The organism is Paenibacillus sp. SZ31, assembly GCF_012912005.1.
Lineage (GTDB): Bacteria > Bacillota > Bacilli > Paenibacillales > Paenibacillaceae > Paenibacillus.
Map to the genome: position 1 here is coordinate 206,797 of NZ_JABBEA010000003.1, position 18,808 is coordinate 225,604.

General features: G+C 48.3%; 13 protein-coding genes. 5 read left to right on the forward strand and 8 right to left on the reverse strand.

Going from position 1 to position 18,808, the window contains the following annotated elements; genetic code table 11:
* The first annotated feature begins 140 nt into the window (after positions 1 to 140).
* From HF638_RS08415 to HF638_RS28790, 3 genes are all read left to right on the forward strand, one after another.
* The gene (locus HF638_RS08415; protein ID WP_348982086.1) at positions 141 to 2,366 is read left to right on the forward strand and encodes a methyl-accepting chemotaxis protein; all 2,226 of its coding nucleotides are present in this window, start codon (positions 141 to 143) and stop codon (positions 2,364 to 2,366) included.
* Between the two features lie 119 nt (positions 2,367 to 2,485).
* Positions 2,486 to 3,487: a GTP 3',8-cyclase MoaA gene (moaA, locus tag HF638_RS08420; RefSeq protein WP_169479812.1), complete on the forward strand. Its 1,002-nt coding sequence runs from the start codon at positions 2,486 to 2,488 to the stop codon at positions 3,485 to 3,487.
* A 236-nt stretch (positions 3,488 to 3,723) separates the two neighbouring features.
* A complete protein-coding gene (locus tag HF638_RS28790; protein WP_282435649.1) occupies positions 3,724 to 4,569 on the forward strand; it encodes a methyl-accepting chemotaxis protein in 846 nt (281 codons plus the stop codon).
* 131 nt (positions 4,570 to 4,700) lie between these two features.
* Here HF638_RS28790 and HF638_RS08430 read toward each other — a convergent pair whose 3' ends face one another.
* The 6 genes from HF638_RS08430 to HF638_RS08455 form a co-directional block, all read right to left on the reverse strand.
* Entirely contained in the window at positions 4,701 to 5,528 is an 828-nt protein-coding gene (locus HF638_RS08430; protein ID WP_169479814.1) for a carbohydrate ABC transporter permease, read from the reverse strand.
* Positions 5,525 to 6,409 carry a carbohydrate ABC transporter permease gene (locus HF638_RS08435; RefSeq protein WP_017691891.1) on the reverse strand — a complete coding sequence of 295 codons (885 nt, stop codon included), beginning with the start codon at positions 6,407 to 6,409 and terminating at the stop codon, positions 5,525 to 5,527. Before HF638_RS08435 ends, HF638_RS08430 begins: the two co-directional genes overlap by 4 nt.
* A gap of 180 nt (positions 6,410 to 6,589) precedes the next feature.
* On the reverse strand, positions 6,590 to 7,870 hold the full coding sequence (locus tag HF638_RS08440; RefSeq protein WP_169479815.1) for an ABC transporter substrate-binding protein: 1,281 nt from the start codon (positions 7,868 to 7,870) through the stop codon (positions 6,590 to 6,592).
* A 147-nt stretch (positions 7,871 to 8,017) separates the two neighbouring features.
* Positions 8,018 to 9,127, reverse strand: a complete 1,110-nt coding sequence (locus HF638_RS08445) for a response regulator (protein WP_348982087.1) — start codon at positions 9,125 to 9,127, stop codon at positions 8,018 to 8,020.
* Complete coding sequence (locus HF638_RS08450) at positions 9,124 to 10,914, reverse strand: histidine kinase (RefSeq protein WP_169479816.1); 1,791 nt, start codon at positions 10,912 to 10,914, stop codon at positions 9,124 to 9,126. The genes HF638_RS08445 and HF638_RS08450 overlap by 4 nt, the downstream gene beginning before the upstream one ends.
* Positions 10,915 to 11,037: 123 nt before the next feature.
* On the reverse strand, positions 11,038 to 13,041 hold the full coding sequence (locus HF638_RS08455; RefSeq protein ID WP_169479817.1) for a beta-galactosidase: 2,004 nt from the start codon (positions 13,039 to 13,041) through the stop codon (positions 11,038 to 11,040).
* Between the two features lie 248 nt (positions 13,042 to 13,289).
* Here HF638_RS08455 and HF638_RS08460 point away from each other — a divergent pair, with 248 nt between their 5' ends.
* On the forward strand, positions 13,290 to 14,261 hold the full coding sequence (locus HF638_RS08460; RefSeq protein ID WP_169479818.1) for an AraC family transcriptional regulator: 972 nt from the start codon (positions 13,290 to 13,292) through the stop codon (positions 14,259 to 14,261).
* Here HF638_RS08460 and mobA read toward each other — a convergent pair.
* The gene (gene mobA / locus HF638_RS08465) at positions 14,231 to 14,863 is read right to left on the reverse strand and encodes a molybdenum cofactor guanylyltransferase (RefSeq protein WP_169479819.1); all 633 of its coding nucleotides are present in this window, start codon (positions 14,861 to 14,863) and stop codon (positions 14,231 to 14,233) included. The genes HF638_RS08460 and mobA overlap by 31 nt on opposite strands.
* 159 nt (positions 14,864 to 15,022) lie before the next feature.
* Between mobA and HF638_RS08470 the strand changes: the two genes are divergently transcribed.
* Positions 15,023 to 16,216: an MFS transporter gene (locus HF638_RS08470; RefSeq protein ID WP_169479820.1), complete on the forward strand. Its 1,194-nt coding sequence runs from the start codon at positions 15,023 to 15,025 to the stop codon at positions 16,214 to 16,216.
* 703 nt (positions 16,217 to 16,919) lie between these two features.
* Here HF638_RS08470 and HF638_RS08475 read toward each other — a convergent pair.
* Positions 16,920 to 18,653, reverse strand: coding sequence for a glutamine--tRNA ligase/YqeY domain fusion protein (locus tag HF638_RS08475; protein WP_169479821.1), 1,734 nt, complete (start codon positions 18,651 to 18,653; stop codon positions 16,920 to 16,922).
* Between the last annotated feature and the right edge of the window lie 155 nt (positions 18,654 to 18,808).

Sequence of the window (18,808 nt, forward strand, 5' to 3'; positions counted from 1 at the left end):
GACGTACAAGGACTTCCACCACCACGTGAGTCACGGCTCCTGAATGATGAAGGCGGTACCATTATTCCGGATCAACCACTACGCAGGAGTGTCCATAGATCAGTAGAACGAAGCTTTCAAATCCAGAAATCGGGGTGGTCATGATGTTTGATTGGCTGGGATGGAGAAAAGGATTGCCGCTGTGGCGATCGTATCGGCTGAACGCACATATGAAGGAAGATGTGGAACAGATTTTTGAGGGGATTGCCGAAACGAGACGGCAGCTCATGATGGACTGGGCAGATGAACAATGGAATCACCTGGATCGTTTACTTCATCAAATACAGTCCGTTCGACCACAAGATGTACTGCCAGGTTCATCTCATATAAGTAAACTAGATGCATGGTTTCAATCCAGTTATATTCGAGCCGTTGATAGTACGGAGCTATTTATGCTGAACGAACAGAATCAGGTGGTATTCTCTACATACAAGAAACATATTGGACAGATCTATGCAGATTACGAAGCTTTGATTGGACCAGGATTGAAGTACTCCCGAGCAGATATTCATGGGAAAAAGTGTTTGTATGGCCCATATTCCGATCCACTGACGTTGGATATTGGACCACGCTCGTCCGCTTTTCACGATGATGTCACCTTGCTGTTTATCAACCCAATTCTACAGGAAGGTCGATATGTTGGTTCATTATGCAGCCGTGTTCCCGGGGATGTCCTGGGTGACCTGATTCAACGAGAATCAGGCCATATCTATCCCGACTCTGGTGACAACTATCTCTTTATGGCTGAGTCGAAATTACGGCCCCATCTGCAGCCCGGCACCGCCTTGTCCCGAAGCCGCTTCGAGGATCGTACTTTTACACATGGGGAAAATCTCAAAGATGGCGTCACCACCGAATGGGGTATCGTTTCCGTTAAGGAGCATACCGAGCTGGAGCTCATGTTCACCGATCCATCGACCGGCCAGCTGCACCCCGGAGTAGCGAATACCATTCAGAATGGCTCCAATCTGTTCGTTGCCTTTCCCGGCTACTCGGATTACCGCCATATCTCTGTCATTGGCAAAGGCATCACCTTCCAGCTGCCACACTGTCCTGATCGTTGGGGCATGATGTGTGAGGGGGATCTGGAGGAAGTATACCGGATACGGAGCATCGGCTGGCGCCAGTTCAAGCAGCACAGTCTCTTCACGCTCTTGTCAGGCGTTGCAGGAGCGGCACTTGTCTATGCCCTTACTGGCAGTGGGTGGAGTGCGGCAGCAATGGCGGCTTTTAATGTGCTGTTTGGATTCTTCACTGCATTACAGCTGCATCGCAGCCAATATCGACGGGTTCATGATGACTTGCGCCGCATCAGCCGATTTATTCGAATCAACGCTGAAGGCAAAGGTGATCTGACTCAGCGCCTGAACACGTCTGATTTTGCCCAAGACGAATCAGGTGAACTGGCGAAGTGGATCAATAACATGATTGATTCTCTGGAAGGCATTATGCTGAAGGTACAACTTGCCACGGTAGACGTTATGGACAACCAGTATCAGATGCGAACCTCAACAGAGACAACCCAGGGTACGACTGAGCGCGTGAACTACAAGCTTGGTTCGATGATTCAGGCCATTCGCACCCAACTGGAAGATCTTGATCAGGCCAAGATCGCTGCCGATCACATGCGCTTAACGCTGCAGCAATTGGAGACATCTGCAACGAAACAGATCGGCGTGGCCCAGCTGGAAGTGGAACGAATCGGCGACAAAATGACCCAAATCTCCGGAGCCGTGTCCGATACCAACCGTACCATCCTGTCCTTCATGGACACGATGAAAGAGATTTACCATGCACTGGCTGTTATTGATGAAATTTCTGCTCAGACCAACCTGCTCGCTCTGAATGCTACCATTGAAGCTGCACGCGTGGGCGAACATGGCCAAGGGTTCTCGGTCGTGGCGGGGGAAATCCGTAAGCTGGCCGATGTATCCCGCTCTTCCACTGAAAATATCCATCAGATTCTGGACCGAATCTCAACTGCAGCAGGAGCTGCGTCCCAATTAATCACAGAGGGAGATCAGGTGCTGGCTGAAGGAACAACACTGGTTCAGGCCGCTTCGCAACTTCTGCAAAATGCTACCGCAGAAGAACCTGAACGCACGCAAGTCGTAGATCAAGTGGTCATGCTGATGGAGAATATTGCGGCGATCAGCCATCAAAATCGGGCGACTTCCGCTGAGGTAGAAGCAGAGATGATGGAGCTGATCCATGATATGTTGCAGGTTCAGCATTCTTCGCATAACGTGGAAGCCATTACGGTCTTCCTGCAACAACTTGTGGGACAATTCCATCTGAATCATCCCGCCAAAAATGCTGTCATCTGACGTCATCGTTGACGCGGATTGGAGAAATAGCTAAAATTTGATGCAACTGTTCCTTTTGAAATTGTCGTATCATTTATAATAGAAGATTTCCAATCTGAACCGATGAAAGGGTGGTCTGCATGGAACTGCTTCAGGATTCATTTGGCCGGATACATGACTACATCCGTATTTCTGTTACGGACCGCTGTAATTTACGCTGTGTGTACTGCATGCCTGCAGAGGGTATGGAGTTTGCTCCACATGATGAGATTATGAGCTACGAAGAGATCGCACAGGTGCTGAAGGTGCTTGCTCCAATGGGCATGCGCAAAGTCCGGCTTACCGGGGGCGAACCGCTGGTACGCAAGGATCTGCACAAGCTCGTCGGCATGATCTCGGCGATTGACGGGATTGATGATATTGCACTGACTACCAACGCTCTTCTGCTGGACAAACAAGCTCAGGCATTGAAAGACGCTGGGTTGAACCGGATTAATATCAGTCTGGACTCCCTGCAAGCCAGCCGCTTCTCCATGATTACCCGCGGTGGGGATGTGAACAAGGTACTGAAAGGCATTGAAGCTGCAACAGCCGTTGGTCTGGCTCCGATCAAGCTGAATGTTGTGCTGATGAAGGGTATCAACGATGATGAGATCAAAGATTTTATTGCCATGACGATCGATCAGCCACTTCATGTGCGCTTCATTGAATATATGCCGATTGGACAGGCTTCGGATTCATGGCGCAAATCCTATTTGCCGCTAGAGGCCGTCACGGATGTATGCGCTGAAGCGGGTTGGGCGGTAGAAAATACAATAGGCCCTGCGGGGAATGGCCCATCACGCAATATGAAAATTGCGGGCTCCGAAGGCACATTTGGATTGATTCATCCCGTGAGCGATCACTTCTGTGACAATTGCAATCGACTTCGGCTGACCGCTGATGGACATATCAAAGCCTGCCTCTACTGGTCGGATGAGTATAATGTTCGCCGCTTCGTGGATGACCCAAATGCCATGGCTGCGCTCTTCCTCAAAGCGCTGGGTACGAAACCGAAAAATCACGAGATGGCCCTGGCTCTGGAACAAAAAATGCAATCGCACACGCCGACGGTACGACGCATGTCCCAGATTGGTGGATAACAACAGTACGCAATATAACTCAACGCGTATTCCTGGGTACAGATAAGCAGACAAGAACATCATGTTCTCGTCTGCTTTTTCGTTATTTTTTCATAATTTTCTGAAAATTATCAATTCTGCTGTTTCATTTGTTAAAAATGAAAGTAATATACGTTATGCCCTTGTTGGGTCTTCAAGATTCCCATAATTCTGACGATGTATATACAATACATCTAGATGATATGCACACATAGGAGATGACCATATTGAACATTGTTGAAGCACTCGTTGCAGCAAGCCCGTATTTTAAAATTATGCTGAAAGAACACGATATCATGATTGCAGTAACCGATACCGAGAAGTTCTGGTATTATGTTCCGAGCAACGAGCTCGATCTGGGCATCAAAGCAGGAGACATCATCTCGCCGGATGACCCTACACTACGCCGAGCCCTTAAACATGGCGAGACTTCAGCCAATCGTATTGATGCCAAATTTTATGGTACCTCCATTGTCTCGGCAGCAACTCCACTTCGAGATGAGCAAGGAAATATCGCCGGCGCACTTGCCATCGGCTTCTCCCTTCAGAATGAGGAAAAACTGGAGCACTTCACCGAACTGATCGGCGGAATCAGCGGCAGACTGACCGATATGGTGCAGACGGTAGCTGCCCAATCCGAACAATTGACGGCCTCTTCCACGCAGATTTTGGACAATACGCGCATGGCTGTGCAGAACTCAGGCGAAGTGAATAAAGTCGCTGCATTCATCCGCGAAATCTCGGAACAAACCAATCTGCTCGGCCTGAATGCTGCCATCGAAGCAGCACGAGCGGGTGAAGCAGGCGCAGGGTTCAGCGTCGTTGCATCCGAAGTGCGTAAACTTTCTACAGGTACCAAAGAAGCTACGGTGAATATCGAACGCTCCTTGAAGGATGTCCAGCATTCCATCCAGCAGATGGAGCAGGAGATCACATCGATCTCACAGTCGAGCAACCAACAGGCTGTGATGGTAACCGAGTTCAGCGAGGTCATTGATCAGTTGAACAGCGTAAGCCGTGATCTGAAAGTGTTCATTGAATCCATGCTGCTGAAGGCAGAATAGAATAAACAACGCATACAGATCGATACTGCATGAACATCAAAAACCGTCTTGAACTGTAAGGAAAGTATCCTTCAGATCAAGACGGTTTTTTTGATACTTCAACGGTCACATACAGATGACCTCGTTTCAGATTACCCCTTTACAGCACCCTCCGCAATACCTTCCATAATGAACTTCTGGAAGAAAGCATAGATCAGAATAACTGGAATCGCTGTCAGTACTAGAGATGACAGAATCAACGGCCATTCCTTGTTGTATTCCCCAAACAGCATGTTCGTGGACAGAATCAGCGTATAACGATTCACATCGGTCAGCATGAGTAGTGGCAACAAGAAGTCATTCCAGATCCACAGGAAGTCCAGAATCGCGATGGTGACTGTGATCGGAAGCAAGAGCGGGAAAATAATCTGGAAGAACGTCTGGAATTCATTACATCCGTCAATCTGAGCCGATTCCTCCAATTCACGCGGAATGGACTTCACAAACCCGTGATAGAGGAAGATTGCCATGTTCACACCAAGCCCGATATAGATCAGGGCCAATCCGTACGTACTTCCTTGTACACCCATGCCTTTGGCTACCCGTGTCAGCGGAATCATGATCGAGTGGAACGGTACCAGCATGGAAGCAACAAACAGGAAGAAGATCAAGTTGCTCAAGCGGCCGGAGGTACGTGACAGTTTGTATCCCGCAAGTGAGGCACAGAGGACGATTCCCCCGATCCCCAGAAAGGATACAATTGCCGAGTTCATCGAACTGCCCAACAGATTGATTTTGTTAAACGCGTCTGAATAATTCTCCCAGTGCAACGTTGTAGGCAGCGCGATAAAAGATTGGAACATCTCACCCTGCGTTTTGAAAGAGTTCACAACCGCCATATAGATCGGCAGCATGGCGACGAGAGAGCCCAGAATCAGCAGCAGTCGAATCAGATAACTGTTCAGTCGTTGCATCCTCATGCCTCCACCTCTTTCTTCTTCATGACGGTGATCTGGATGAGTGTAAAGATGAGTACGATGATAAACAACACAACCGATTTGGCACTCGCATAGCCGTATCTGAAGTTGTTGGAGAACGCTTCTTCATAGATGTTCATCGTGATCACCTGCGTGGCTCGGCCCGGTCCGCCACCAGTCAGTCCATACACCACTTCGAACACTTTGAATGCTCCGTTCAGCGTCAGGAAGAAGCAGATGGTCACGGCATGAGTTATCATCGGCAACACGACATTGCGTAGCACCTGGAATGCGTTAGCCCCATCAATAACAGCCGCTTCCTTGAGACTTTTCGGCACACCCTGGAGAGCAGCCAGATAAATGATCATCATATACCCTACACCGTTCCAGAGCGATACGATCAGAATCGAGTAAAATGAAAACTTCGGATCACCCAGCCATTGCTGGTCGAGGAACGAAAAAGCCAGTTTCTCTGCGAGCTGTGGCAGCACCTGAGAGAAGATGAAGGTCCACATGAAAGCACTGATGATCGTACTGATCATGTTAGGCATGAAGAACAGGGTCCGGAAGAGCCCCTTGCTGCGCGTCCGTGATTCAATCAACACGGCGAGCAGTAAGGCAATTCCATTTTGCAGAATCAGCATAAATATTACATATTTCATCGTGAACCACAGGGAGTTCAGAAAGTCAGGATCTTCTTTGAACAATTCCACGAAGTTGCCCAGACCGATAAAGCTGTAATCCCGATTAAGTCCGTTCCAATCCGTCAGACTATAGAACATGCCACTAAACGTAGGGTACAGCAGGAAAATCGCATAGATGACAAAGGCAGGCGCAGTGAACGCGAGCAGTGACAGATACTTCTTGAACACATTCGTAGCCATTGGTTCTCCCCCTTTTCACTCGAAGCGGATGATCGTAAACGAGGGAACGAAGAACGTTCTGCCTGCTGTATCATCTGCTTGGAGACTGTGACGAAATAAAGTACCGCTTAATTTGTTAACAAAACTCTCAAACCGTTGAGATTTGCCAACAAAAGCGGATACTCTATTCCTCACAGCTCCTTACTTGTTGACTTTGTTGTAGGATTTCCACGCCTTGTCGAGCGCATCGATAACCTGCTGTTGATTTAATTGCCCTGAGTAGTAGCCCTGCAACGCTTTGCCTGACTCGTCTTTCACCGCTTGAGGGATAGATGGGTCCTGATAGGCTTTACCTTCATTCACATATTTCTGGGCATCGTCTACCCATGGGAAGCTCTTGAAGTCATGGATCTTGGCAACTGGATTGAACTTGAGTGCTTCATAGAATGCACTTGAATCCTTGTCATCGAGAATGTAGTTCACGAAATCGAGTGCCACTTCTTTATTCTTGCTTGTTGACGATACCGCCAGTGAAGTAGAGGTACTCAGATTGATTTTGGTATCATCCGGATTGTCATTGATCGGCATTGGTGCTACACCAAAGTTCAAGTCCGGGTTGGACTTCAGGATGGTTTCGGCAAACCATGGTCCCTGAATCCACATTGCGGCGCTTCCTGAAGCAAAGGCTGCTGAACCATCATCTCCGCCCACTTCCAGCGCTTTGTCTGTTCCATTGGCATTGACCAGATCGAAGATATCGAACAATTCTTTCATATCCGAGAAGGAGCCCTGATCCTGATTCATCTTCTCGACGAAGTCTTTGTGCTCCGATTGAGTCAAGGCACCCACAGTGAGTGGCAGGAATAATTGCGGAATCCAGGATTCTTTGTAGGACAGTTCAAACGGTGTGATGTTGGCTGCTTTTAGTTTCTCCACGACCGCTTTCATTTCAGTTAAAGTCGTCGGTACCTCCAGCCCTTGCTCTTCGAAAATATCTTTATTGTACAAGTAGCCCCATGATAACGTTTCCAATGGAACAGCCACGACTTTGCCCTCCGCATCCGTTACGGAAGGTTTAACCGAATCTACCAACTTATCGACAAAAGGTTGGCCCGACAGATCTTCCAGATAACCCGCTTTGCTGAACGGTGGAATCTCATTGACCGCATGCAAGGCGAACACATCCGGTGCATCATTGGAGGCGAGTCGTGTCTTCAGAATCTGAGGCGCATTGTCCGCTGGCGGCATCTCCAGTTGCACGTTCACCTCAATGTTTTTCTCTGCTTTCTCCTTGGCTTTGAACTGTTCTATATATTTATCGTAATGTTCTTTCAGCCGAGGTTGTGCAACGAATACTTTGAGTGATACCGTGCTGCCTGATGCCGATTCCTCCTGCCCATTGTCCGTTCCTGCATTGGAACCGCAACCTGCGAGCAGAACACTGACCAGTACTGCACTTGCTACGCTTTTCCATACTTTCATCTCTTATGACCTCCCGGTGTGTAACTGGTTTGTCTTTCATAGGCTCATTATATATCAGAAAATGAAAGCGCTTCATTGGACAAAATTAGACTTGTGTATTGGATTATTTTAAACCTTAATCCTGCCTCAAATGCTCTCTCGTACGTCTCATTCCGTACTACTGCCTGATTTACCTGATATACGAGCCTGTCCCTTCCGCATCTCCCCTGGAGATACTCCGAAATGCTTTTTAAATACCCGATAGAAGTAGGACACATCTTCATAACCCGCCATCTCGGCAACATGCTTGAACGGAATCTGTTCATCCATCACCCATTCTTTCGCTCTCGTCATACGTAATTGGATAACATAGTCGGTTACGTTCACCTCATACTCTTTCTTGAATACCTTGCTGAGATATTCCTTGCTGACAAAAAAGATCTGGGCGAGCTGCTCCAGCGTAATCATCTCCATACAGTGTTGCTCAATGTATTGCTTCACCTCGTCCAGGTTCAACTTGTTCTTAAATTTGCGCTGCGTAATCAGCTGCTCCAAAGCCTGATAGTACGGAGTCGAAATCCATGCGATCGTGGATTCGATGGAAGCCAGCGCAGCCGCAAGAGGTAGCGCCGTTGCTTCGGGCCGCTCGTACAAGCCATTGGAGACGCACAACTCATCCAGCAAAGCCTGTAATTCATGAGCCACCCTGCCAAGCTGGCGAGGTCTGTTAATCTCGCATCGTTCCAGCTTCTGCTGTAATTGCTGGAACCACTCACGCAGACTCTGACCGTTCAGGTCATTAAACCGCAGGCGGGCCTGCTGCTGAAACAGGGAGAACTCACCTGCGAACGAAGATGGGTACGATTCCCACGATTCAGGTGCTGATTCAACCTTTTCCAACTCCCTTGCACATTTAGCAAGTACACCATTCAGTTCATCCGGATTCACCGGTTTGAGCAGATAATCAGCAGCCCGATGGCGGAGCGCATGTTTTGCATAATTGAAGTCATCATATCCGCTCACCACGATCACCTTGATCTGTGGGTACTGTCCGCTAAGCGTCTGCAACAGCTCCACACCGTCTGTGCCGGGCATGCGCATGTCCGTAATGATAATGTGAGGCTGATGATGCTTGACCAGTTGAATGGCCTGCTCGCCATCCTCTGCCTCACCTGCAACGGTCATGCCAAGTTCATTCCAATCTCCTAGGTTACGCAAAATATCCCGGTTCCACGGTTCATCATCCACCAACAGCACTCTGTACAGTTCCTTGTTCACAAGGCTTCGCCTCCTGTATTGCAGGGGATTTGTACCGTAACGCTTGTCCCCTGTCCGTATTCACTTTCAATGCTCATCCCATATTCAGGTCCAAAATGCATTACCATTCGTGAGGCCGCATTGACCAGTCCAATACTTGTACCTGAACTCCACACCCGATCAGCCTGCCGGGTAATCCGCTCCAGTCTGGACTGCATCTCCGTTAGTTTCTCAGCATCCATACCCACGCCGTTATCACAAATTCGAATGGTTACATCTGAAGGTTCACAGACGACCTCAATGCCCAGCTTCCATTCGCCCTGTTTCTTCTCCAGACCATGCAAAAATGCATTCTCCACAATGGGTTGCAAAGACAACTTGGGGATATAACACGCCCGAAGTTCTCCGGTAATCTCCAGTGTATATTCAAGCCTGCCGGCAAAACGCTGTTTCTGAATCAGCATATAATGCTCCAGCTGGTCCAGTTCAGACTGTAGGGGCACAAGCCCATCCGGCGCTCGTACAATATAACGAAACATCTCGCTCAAGGCTCGAATGACCTTGTAACTGTCTGCCGGTTTTTGCGAGTAGACCATGCCGCCAATCATCTGCAACGTATTTTGCAGGAAATGCGGATGGATCTGGGATTGCAGTGCTTTGAGCTCGGCCGTCTGCTTCTCCAGATTCATCAGATAGTTGTCGCGAATATGTTCCCGAATACGATTAGCCATGCCGTGCAGATTTTTCTCCAGCAGACCAATCTCATCCACCCGGCCGCTTCGTACCACTTCCCTGTCTTTGATTAGCTGGATACCCTTCATGGAATTCGCCAGTCTGACAATCGGCTTCGATGTACGCCAGGCCACGAGCGCAGCTAGTCCCACAGAAATGACGGTTGCCAGGCCCCCCACAACTAATCCGTATTTCATCGTCTCCAAAGCACTTTCGTTAATGACATGGGCAGGTACAACCTTGATCACACGTAATCCTGACGGCTCGATGGAGTGAAAGAATACATACTCCTTGGCTGTACGAATGAAGCCCGAACTTTCTTTCGTGCCTGCCAATTTCTCCAGTGCTTCCGCAGACGGCTGAATCTCTTGGTTTGGCTGATAGACTGGACTCCCCGCATTGTCCGCAATGTATACCGCATAGTCTCGCCGGCTATCCAGCAGCTCCAGGGTCTGGTTGAACTCAGCCCACTTCACCTCCAGACTGATGGCGCCAATCTGTGCCTGATCCTCGAAGCGGTTCATGCTGCGGGTCATGTGAAACTTTTGCGGATCGTCCGGATCATTGATAATCGTAAAATCTTTATGTTGTGCAAAAAGCTCATGATATCCTTCCGGTATTTCCGATACCGCCTTGATGCGAGAATCCATGGAGTTGAAGGTGAACAGGGTGTCCAATTCCTTCAGGTACAGTTCAACGCCAAATACATAATTGCCAGCGGAATAGTATACACTGTTGAGCATATTGAAAACGGCCTTCTGTTCGTCGAATCGACTGGCTGCCGGCGCTTCCTGGTTCAACGCCAGATATTGATGCAATTCGTCACTGATCTGAATCGAATAGATAATATTGTTCATGCGGGCAAACTGTTCACCCAGATAGATGGAGGCCCAGTTCATATTGGCTCGGTTGGTCTCCATAATCTCCTCTTCCATGGAAGAGCGGGTATTCTCGGCTGCCATAGCGGTCATGGCAATAACGGGCAGCACGGCCAGCAGCGTCATGGTAAGAATCAATTTATTGCGAATGCTGCGTTTGAAAGGATCTGTCAGCTTCCGATAACATTCGGTAAACACAGCGCATCCACTCCTGAGCTAAAATAGACAAACGCCCCAGCATGGAAGCCGAGGGCGCTTTGGTCTTTATATTCGTTTGGAAATGCTAAATTCAACTTATATACCTAAATTTATTATTTCCTATTATTGTTCGATAATCCGTATGCCCCATGGCTCCAGTTCGATCTTCTCTCCCGCAGCAATCGGGGTTCCTGCCAGAAGTTCCGTCCCTTCCCCATATGCATTCACGAAGGATGTTGCCTCATCTGCATAATTGAAATAGTAGCGAATCGTGTTCCCTTGATCGTTCACACCGGTCTTCACAATGATAGGAAAAGCCAACTCTTGATCAGCTCCCCATACACCCGCTTCCTTCATAACACGTTCCAATACCTTACGGATCACCGCAGAACTGGTATAACATCCGACATAGGTTGCTTTGCCTTTTCCATAGGCATTCTGGGTAATTGCCGCATATTCACCCCAATGTGCATGATCATACCAAGCGAGTACCTCAGCCGTTGTCGGTGTAATTAGTTCCATCCAGGTGTGAACCTGTTTTTGCTCCTCACCAACCTCGAATGGATCATCGCGCAGCGAGACATGTTTTGGCTCTACAAAAAGGTTATAGCTGATCCCGCATGCCTCACTAATCAGGCCGGGCTGGCGAGTAGAGCGTACCTTGATATGCTCATTCGCAAATCCGCTTTTGAACGAATAGATGATATGTCCGCCATCCTGTACGAATTGATTCAATTTTTCCAGCAATGCATCCGAAGCAGCATACAGAGCAGGTACAACGAGTACGTCATACTCCGCATAACTCTCAACCGATGGATCGATCAGGTCACAGCCCATGTTCATCTTGTACAATTCATCGTACATCCAGCGCACCACGTCATTGTAGTTCTTGTCACTGGTGAAGTTAAACCCAAACCACTTGATTGATGTCAGCGCCTCATTGCTGAACAGCACGGCCACCCGATTCTTTTTCTTCAGATTCACGAGCTTCGGACTCAGTCTTGCAAAATCCCTGCCAATGGTCTTCGCTTCGTTGTACACCGGATTCGGTTCGAAATCATGACTGAGCAATCCTTTCCAATACGTCTCAAACGAATTGTGCAACGAATGCCAGTGCCAATAGGCAACCATGTTCGCTCCCGATGCCAGATGGCTGAATGCCTGCAAACGCAGTTGCCCCGGATAGGGAACCCAATGCCAGAACGCCTGCGCTTCGGTCTCCAGTACCAGATAGTTCGATTGTTTGGTCGAACGCGCCACATCCCCGCCGAATGAAATCTCAATGCCGGTCAGATCATCCTGGGAAGGATGGTAGATGTCCACACTGGTGATGTCAAAAGGTTTCGATGCGGCAAAATGATCCACATCCCCTTGAATGCCGTAGGAATACCCACGCCAGTCGAAGTCAAAGTTCTGGGTAACAAACTGTCCTTCCTGTTTGTATTCATTCACAATCCCCACTTGCCAAGCCAAAAAGTTGGTTACCAGCTGCCGCTGGAACTTGGCAAATTCAGCACCCAGACTGCCGTTAATCGTTCCTACAACAGACGGGAAGTCCTCCCAGCTATTGATCCGATTACTCCAGTAGTCGAGGCCAAATTCCTTGTTAAGCTCATCCAGTGAGCTGAACTTGTTACGCATGTATTTGACAAATTGCAGTTGTACATTATCTCCTGCGGTATTGTAATGCTTCGTCTCGTTATCTGTCTGATAACCGATTACTGCTGGATGTGTGCTCACTCGAGAGATCAGCTTGCGGATGATCCGCTCGGCATAGAATAGATAGGTTGGGTGTGTAATATCCATGATCTGTCTTGCGCCGTATTTGCCAGGTCCCTGTGAGGTGGTAGCCAGCACGTCCGGATGTTCCTTCACCATCCATGTAGGAACAGCATACGTTGGTGTCCCAACGATGACCTGAATCCCTGCCTCATGCATGGCATCCAGCACACGATCCACGGAAGAGAAGTCAAATACGCCATTCTGCGGTTCATGGGTGCTCCAGGTTGATTCTGCAATGCGGACCACGTTGATCCCTGCATCCTTCATCATCTGAATGTCCTTGTCCAATCTTTCGTAAGGCATATATTCATCATAGTAGGCTACGCCATATAATAATTTGTCCATGATTTAATCTCCTTTTTGTCGGGAAAATGTAATGATCTTGACATGTGCACGAGTTGACACATTCCAACCCATAATGGTAGCGTTTACATTAATATCGGTTGAAGAACTTGGATTATTCAGTAACCCCTTCAAACGCTTATTCGTTCCATGGATTATCCATGCTTGCGTTAAACTGATTATAATGAAGTATACTAAGGGTGCCGATTGTACAAAGCGAGTTGTTTTTACCCTTTTCCGAGGTGAATGTTATGGATATCCGATCACAGCTCCGAGAAATGCCTCACCATACACTGGCTCACTGGCTGCCTATTATCGACTGTAACATCAAATTCTATGGCGCGCACAGCCAACAAGTTCCCTATGGATGGGCGATGCCGGAGGAATCACATCCGGGCTTTGAGATTATGTTGATTATCGAAGGCACACAAGAGAGTGTGATTCATGGTTATACCTATACCGTGGAGGAAGGTTCCATTCTCCTCATTCCTCCCGGGTTTAAACATACCAATCAATGTGTATCCAAAGACGGCATGACTTATTTTAGCGCTCACTTTAATGTGGATGATCCAGTCTTCACTCTGAAGCTGATGTCACAGCATAGCCAAATCTACGCAGCAGGTACGATAGATAATAGGAAGATGCGCGTTGTGCTGGAGAGCTGGATGGGCATGATTAACGTATCTGAGGCCTACACCTCCACCGACAAAATGATCATGCAGGCACGCATGTTCGAACTGTTCGCCCTGTTGTCCCAAGCCGCTGATAACAAACCGGAGTCCACCACCTCCGTTGCTGCTTCACACACGCCAGCCCCAACAGCCATGCATTATGCGGGAGCTATAGCGGAGGCGATCAAGCAGGCCTTCTATGCCCAGCTTCGAACCAAGGAAGATAGTGTATCCACGGTCAAAGTAGAGCAGATCATATCCTCGTTTGGCATCAGTCCGGGATATGGCTTGCAGGTCTTTCGCAAGGTGTATGGGCGATCGCCCAGGGCTTACCTGTCCAGCCTGAAGTTGCAGGAGGCCAAAGTCCTGATCGAACAGCCAGAGCTGTCGCTCGGTGAAATTGCGTGGAAGCTCGGCTACACCCATCTGTCTCATTTCAGCAGACAATTCAAACGTTGGACAGGCCAAAGTCCGCTACAATATCGCAATCATCATGCAGATGCATCTGGCGATCCTGTATCCTACAGATCCGAATCGAGTCCAGAATCTTGATTGCAAATACGTTCGTAGTCTTCCGGCGTGTTCATATTACTCAATTGCATCGCTACTTGATGAATACCCGCTCTTTCAAGCTCTTCGGCTTCGACATAGCGGCAACCGATCTCTTCAAGCCATCGCATGACTCGAAGATGATCCTGCATCAAGCGTTTCTCCAGATCGGGGAGCACACGCTTGTGATACGCACCTGCAAGCGGATGGACACGTCCATCCACGCGTGGAACATTAGCGGAATAAGAATCATGTGACTCAGCCACCTTTTTTATCCCATCAAAAAAGGACGTTTGCAGGAGCGGCATATCGCAGGCGCAGACCAGATTCCATTCTGTACTGGAAGCCTCCAGGGCCGCGTGAAGACCCGCGAGTGGTCCCTTCCCCGGATAGTGATCCTGTACGCAGTCGTAGCCCATTTCGCCGTAGGTTGTCACGTTGGGTCCGGCTGCCACGATGATACGGGATACTGCGGGTCTCATGGCCTTTGTGACATGTTGCAGTACAACGGAACCGTTCAGTTCCAGCATGGCCTTATTGGTCCCCATGCGACTGGATAACCCTCCTGCCAATATGATGCCTGTCCATTCCCTCGTGTTCATCATGCCATGCTCCCTCCTGGTAACGATGTGGGCTTGTTATATCAATCGATCAACATTTTCTATAGATTGAATCCCCTTTCAACAAATGATACATTGAACAATATGCATTTGAAAGGAATGGCTTAATTGGACAGACCTGTACCTTCAAGAGGTAATCCCTCATTGGTTTCTCTGAAACTATATAACTTTTTCATATATGGCGCCATTTCTATCTTCGCCGGATTCCTGCAGCTCTACCTGCAAGAGATTGGTATGACCAAACTGGAGATTGGCAGTCTGATGGCGATTGGACCCTTTGTATCCTTGTTCGCTAACCCGTTCTGGGGCTTCTGGAGCGATAAATCCCGCAATATTCGTATCATCCTTATGATTATGATGGGAGGCACATTTGTGCTCGCCCAGGGTGTGTTCTATGCGCCCAGTTATACGTGGATCTATGTAGCCATGATTTTCTTTTATTTTTTCCAAAGTCCATTATTCGCTCAGACGAACAGTCTGATTCTCGGATATATCGATGGTACGACCCAGAAATTTGGGGCATTCCGGCTCTGGGGTTCACTCGGTTGGGCGCTGACTGCCGTCGCTGCCGGACCGCTCATTGACCGTTTTGGCATCGGCAGTGTATCCATTATATTTGCGTGCATGATTGCCGCAGCCTTTGTATTCTCCGTATTTCTGCCCAGACAGCCGATCGCTTCGGATACACCCGTGGTTACTTTTCGGCGGTTTGGCAAAGTCATGTTCAATCCGTATTTTATGACATTTATCGGCCTGGGTGTACTCGTATCGGTGCCCAATGCGATGAACAGTACATTTATGTCGCTATACATAGTAGAGATGGGTGGAGACAAACAGATGGTCGGTTGGGCCATCTTCACCTCATCCATTCTCGAAGTCGGCGTATTTCTGCTGCTCGACCGCTTGCTCAAACGCAAAATGAGCATGCTCCTGGGATCGCTCATCCTGATCAGTCTGCTGTTTGCACTGCGCTGGCAGCTCATGGCACTGGCCACCAACCCGATGGAGATTGTATTCATTCAGCTGATGCACTCCATTACGTTCGGTGGGTACTTCTATGTAGGCACACAGCTGACCATGCTGTTTATTCCAAGACCCTATCGTTCCTCCGGTCAAGCGGTCTACACGATGGCTTGGGGCGGTCTCTCCGGCGTGATTGCCGGTCTGTTCGGCGGCTGGTTGTTCCAAAGCTTCGGTGCGGAAATCATGTATAGCATCGGCGTATTCTTCTCGCTCATCGGCGCGGTCGGATTCGGCATCATGTGGTTATCGAATCGCCGTAACGGCTATCAGCCGGTTGTGTTGACGGAGATGGGCAGTATAGATGAGGACAGATAATCTTTTGTTGCAGGCTATTCGAACGTTAAAGATACACTAGGGCACTCCGATGACAGAACAACCTTCTGATCGCTGTTACCTCCGGATTTTCTTGATTCCCTTTTCAAAGGGTAAAATCCGGAGATAAGCGTATGCTTCCGATGTAGCTTTCTTTCAGAAAGCTTTTAGGCGAACGCTTCGCTTCTTCAGGTTATTTCTGTCCTCTCCGTTAGGGTGTAACATCAGCGTACAAAAAACCGAAACAAAAGATTAAGCATAGGTGCAGTAAAGAGAAAGGCGTCTAAGGTTTGTTGCTCCTAACGAACCTTAGACGCCTTATTTGCAGAAATTTCACGAAATTCTAAAGCCAAAGAATCTCAGACACGTTATTCCGCATAAAAGATGTTAAAAAACCCAAAAAGACTAGCCAAATGAGGTAATACGGTGTCTACGATTCGTTTCATTGCTGGAATGCCCAAATACACTTGAATAACGTGTCTTCGGTTCGTTAGATTTTTGGCTCATACGTACATCTATCGCCTCAGCTCATGGTCAGGGTCATGCGGTATTGTATTACTAAGTCTAAAACTGGACCTGGCTAGATCCAGAAAAAAAGAAAGGGCATCCTTCGCCATGATCATGACGAAGGATGCCCTTTCTTTAACTTTTAACTCGGCTGTTTACCAGCACGCTGGTGAACAGACCTTAACTTTTTCCAGCGGTCTTATGCTTTCGGCAGTTGGAATGAGCTTTTCAGGGATACGACCCGGTTAAATACCGGACGTCCTGGTTCGGAATGTTTCGGATCTACACTAAAGTAACCGTGACGGAAGAACTGGAATTTATCCTGAGCATTCGCTTCCTTCATCTCTTGTTCCACAAAACCGTTAACAATCTCAAGGGAGTTCGGGTTCAATTGATCCAGGAACGTTTTCTCTGGTTGCTCTTCCACGACCTCAGTTTCAGCCCCAGCTACTGCTACTTCGACCTCTGCTTCCGGCGCTTCATCCAAGATCAAAGGCTCGTACAGACGGAATTCAGCAGGTACCGCTTGAGTCGCTTCTACCCAATGGATTGTTCCTTTGACTTTACGGCCAGTGAAGCCACTGCCGCTCTTTGTCTCCACATCATAGGTACAATGAATCTCAGTTACATTACCTTCTGTGTCCTTAATCACATCATTACATTTGATAAAGTATGCATGTTTCAGACGAACTTCGTTGCCAGGGAACAAACGGAAGTATTTGTTCGGCGGATTTTCCATGAAATCGTCTTGTTCAATATAAATCTCACGAGAGAACGGAATTTGGCGATTGCCCATCTCCGGATTCTCCACATTGTTCTCTGCTTCAAGCCATTCCACTTGCCCTTCAGGGTAGTTGGTAATAACCACTTTGAGCGGGTGCAGGACAGCCATCGTGCGCGGAGCTTTTAGTTTCAAGTCTTCACGTACAAAGTGCTCCAGCGTTTGCAGGTCGATAACCCCTTGGCTCTTCGAAATGCCTGTCTCAAATACAAAATCACGAATGGCTTCCGGTGTATATCCCCGGCGGCGCAGACCTGAAATCGTTGGCATACGTGGATCATCCCATCCATCCACATGACCTTCGTCCACGAGCAGTTTCAGCTTCCGCTTGCTTGTCACCATCTGGGACAGGTTCAAGCGGCCAAATTCGTATTGACGTGGTTGACTCTCCATCTCACATTCCGCAATAACCCAATCATAGAACGGACGTTGATCCTCGAACTCCAGTGAACAGAGGGAATGCGTTACACCTTCAATTGCATCTTCGAGCGGGTGAGCAAAGGCGTACATCGGATAGATGCACCATTTGTCGCCGGTGTTATGATGGTGTGCATGTGAAATCCGGTAAATAACCGGATCGCGCAGGTTGATATTCGGTGCAGACATATCGATCTTGGCACGCAGCACTTTCTCCCCGTTCTTGAATTCACCTGCACGCATGCGTGTGAAAAGGTCGAGATTCTCTTCCACCGAACGATCACGGTACGGGCTGTTCTTGCCCGGCTCCGTCAGCGTTCCACGCATTGCACGGATTTCGTCGGCGCTTTGGTCGTCGATGTAGGCTTTTCCTTTTTTAATCAACAAGACAGCACGGCTGTACATCTCATCAAAATAATCGGAGGCAAAACGCTTCTCGTTCCACTCGTATCCGAGCCATTTCACGTCTTCCTGAATCGATTGAACGTACTCTACATCTTCCTTGACCGGGTTCGTGTCATCAAAGCGCAGATTCGTTTTGCCGCCAAATTCGCCGCCCAGCGTAAAGTTAATCCAGATCGCCTTGGCATGGCCGATATGCAGATAACCGTTCGGTTCCGGAGGAAAACGGGTAATAACTTCCTGGACTTTCCCTGACCGGAGATCTTCGGTAATAATATTTTTGATAAAGTTAGGTGGGGTTGTACGATTGTCCACAGGTATCAAACCTTTCATGAATTGATTGGAGCTTTCGGGAATTGCAGCAATTCCGGCTATAATTCCTTTATAACGAAGTCATTTCCTGAAAAAAAACTGTTTTCTTGGAAAGTTTCGTACGCGTTTCATTTAAATATACCTTTAACGGGGGAGGAGTTCAATAAAGAACGGCA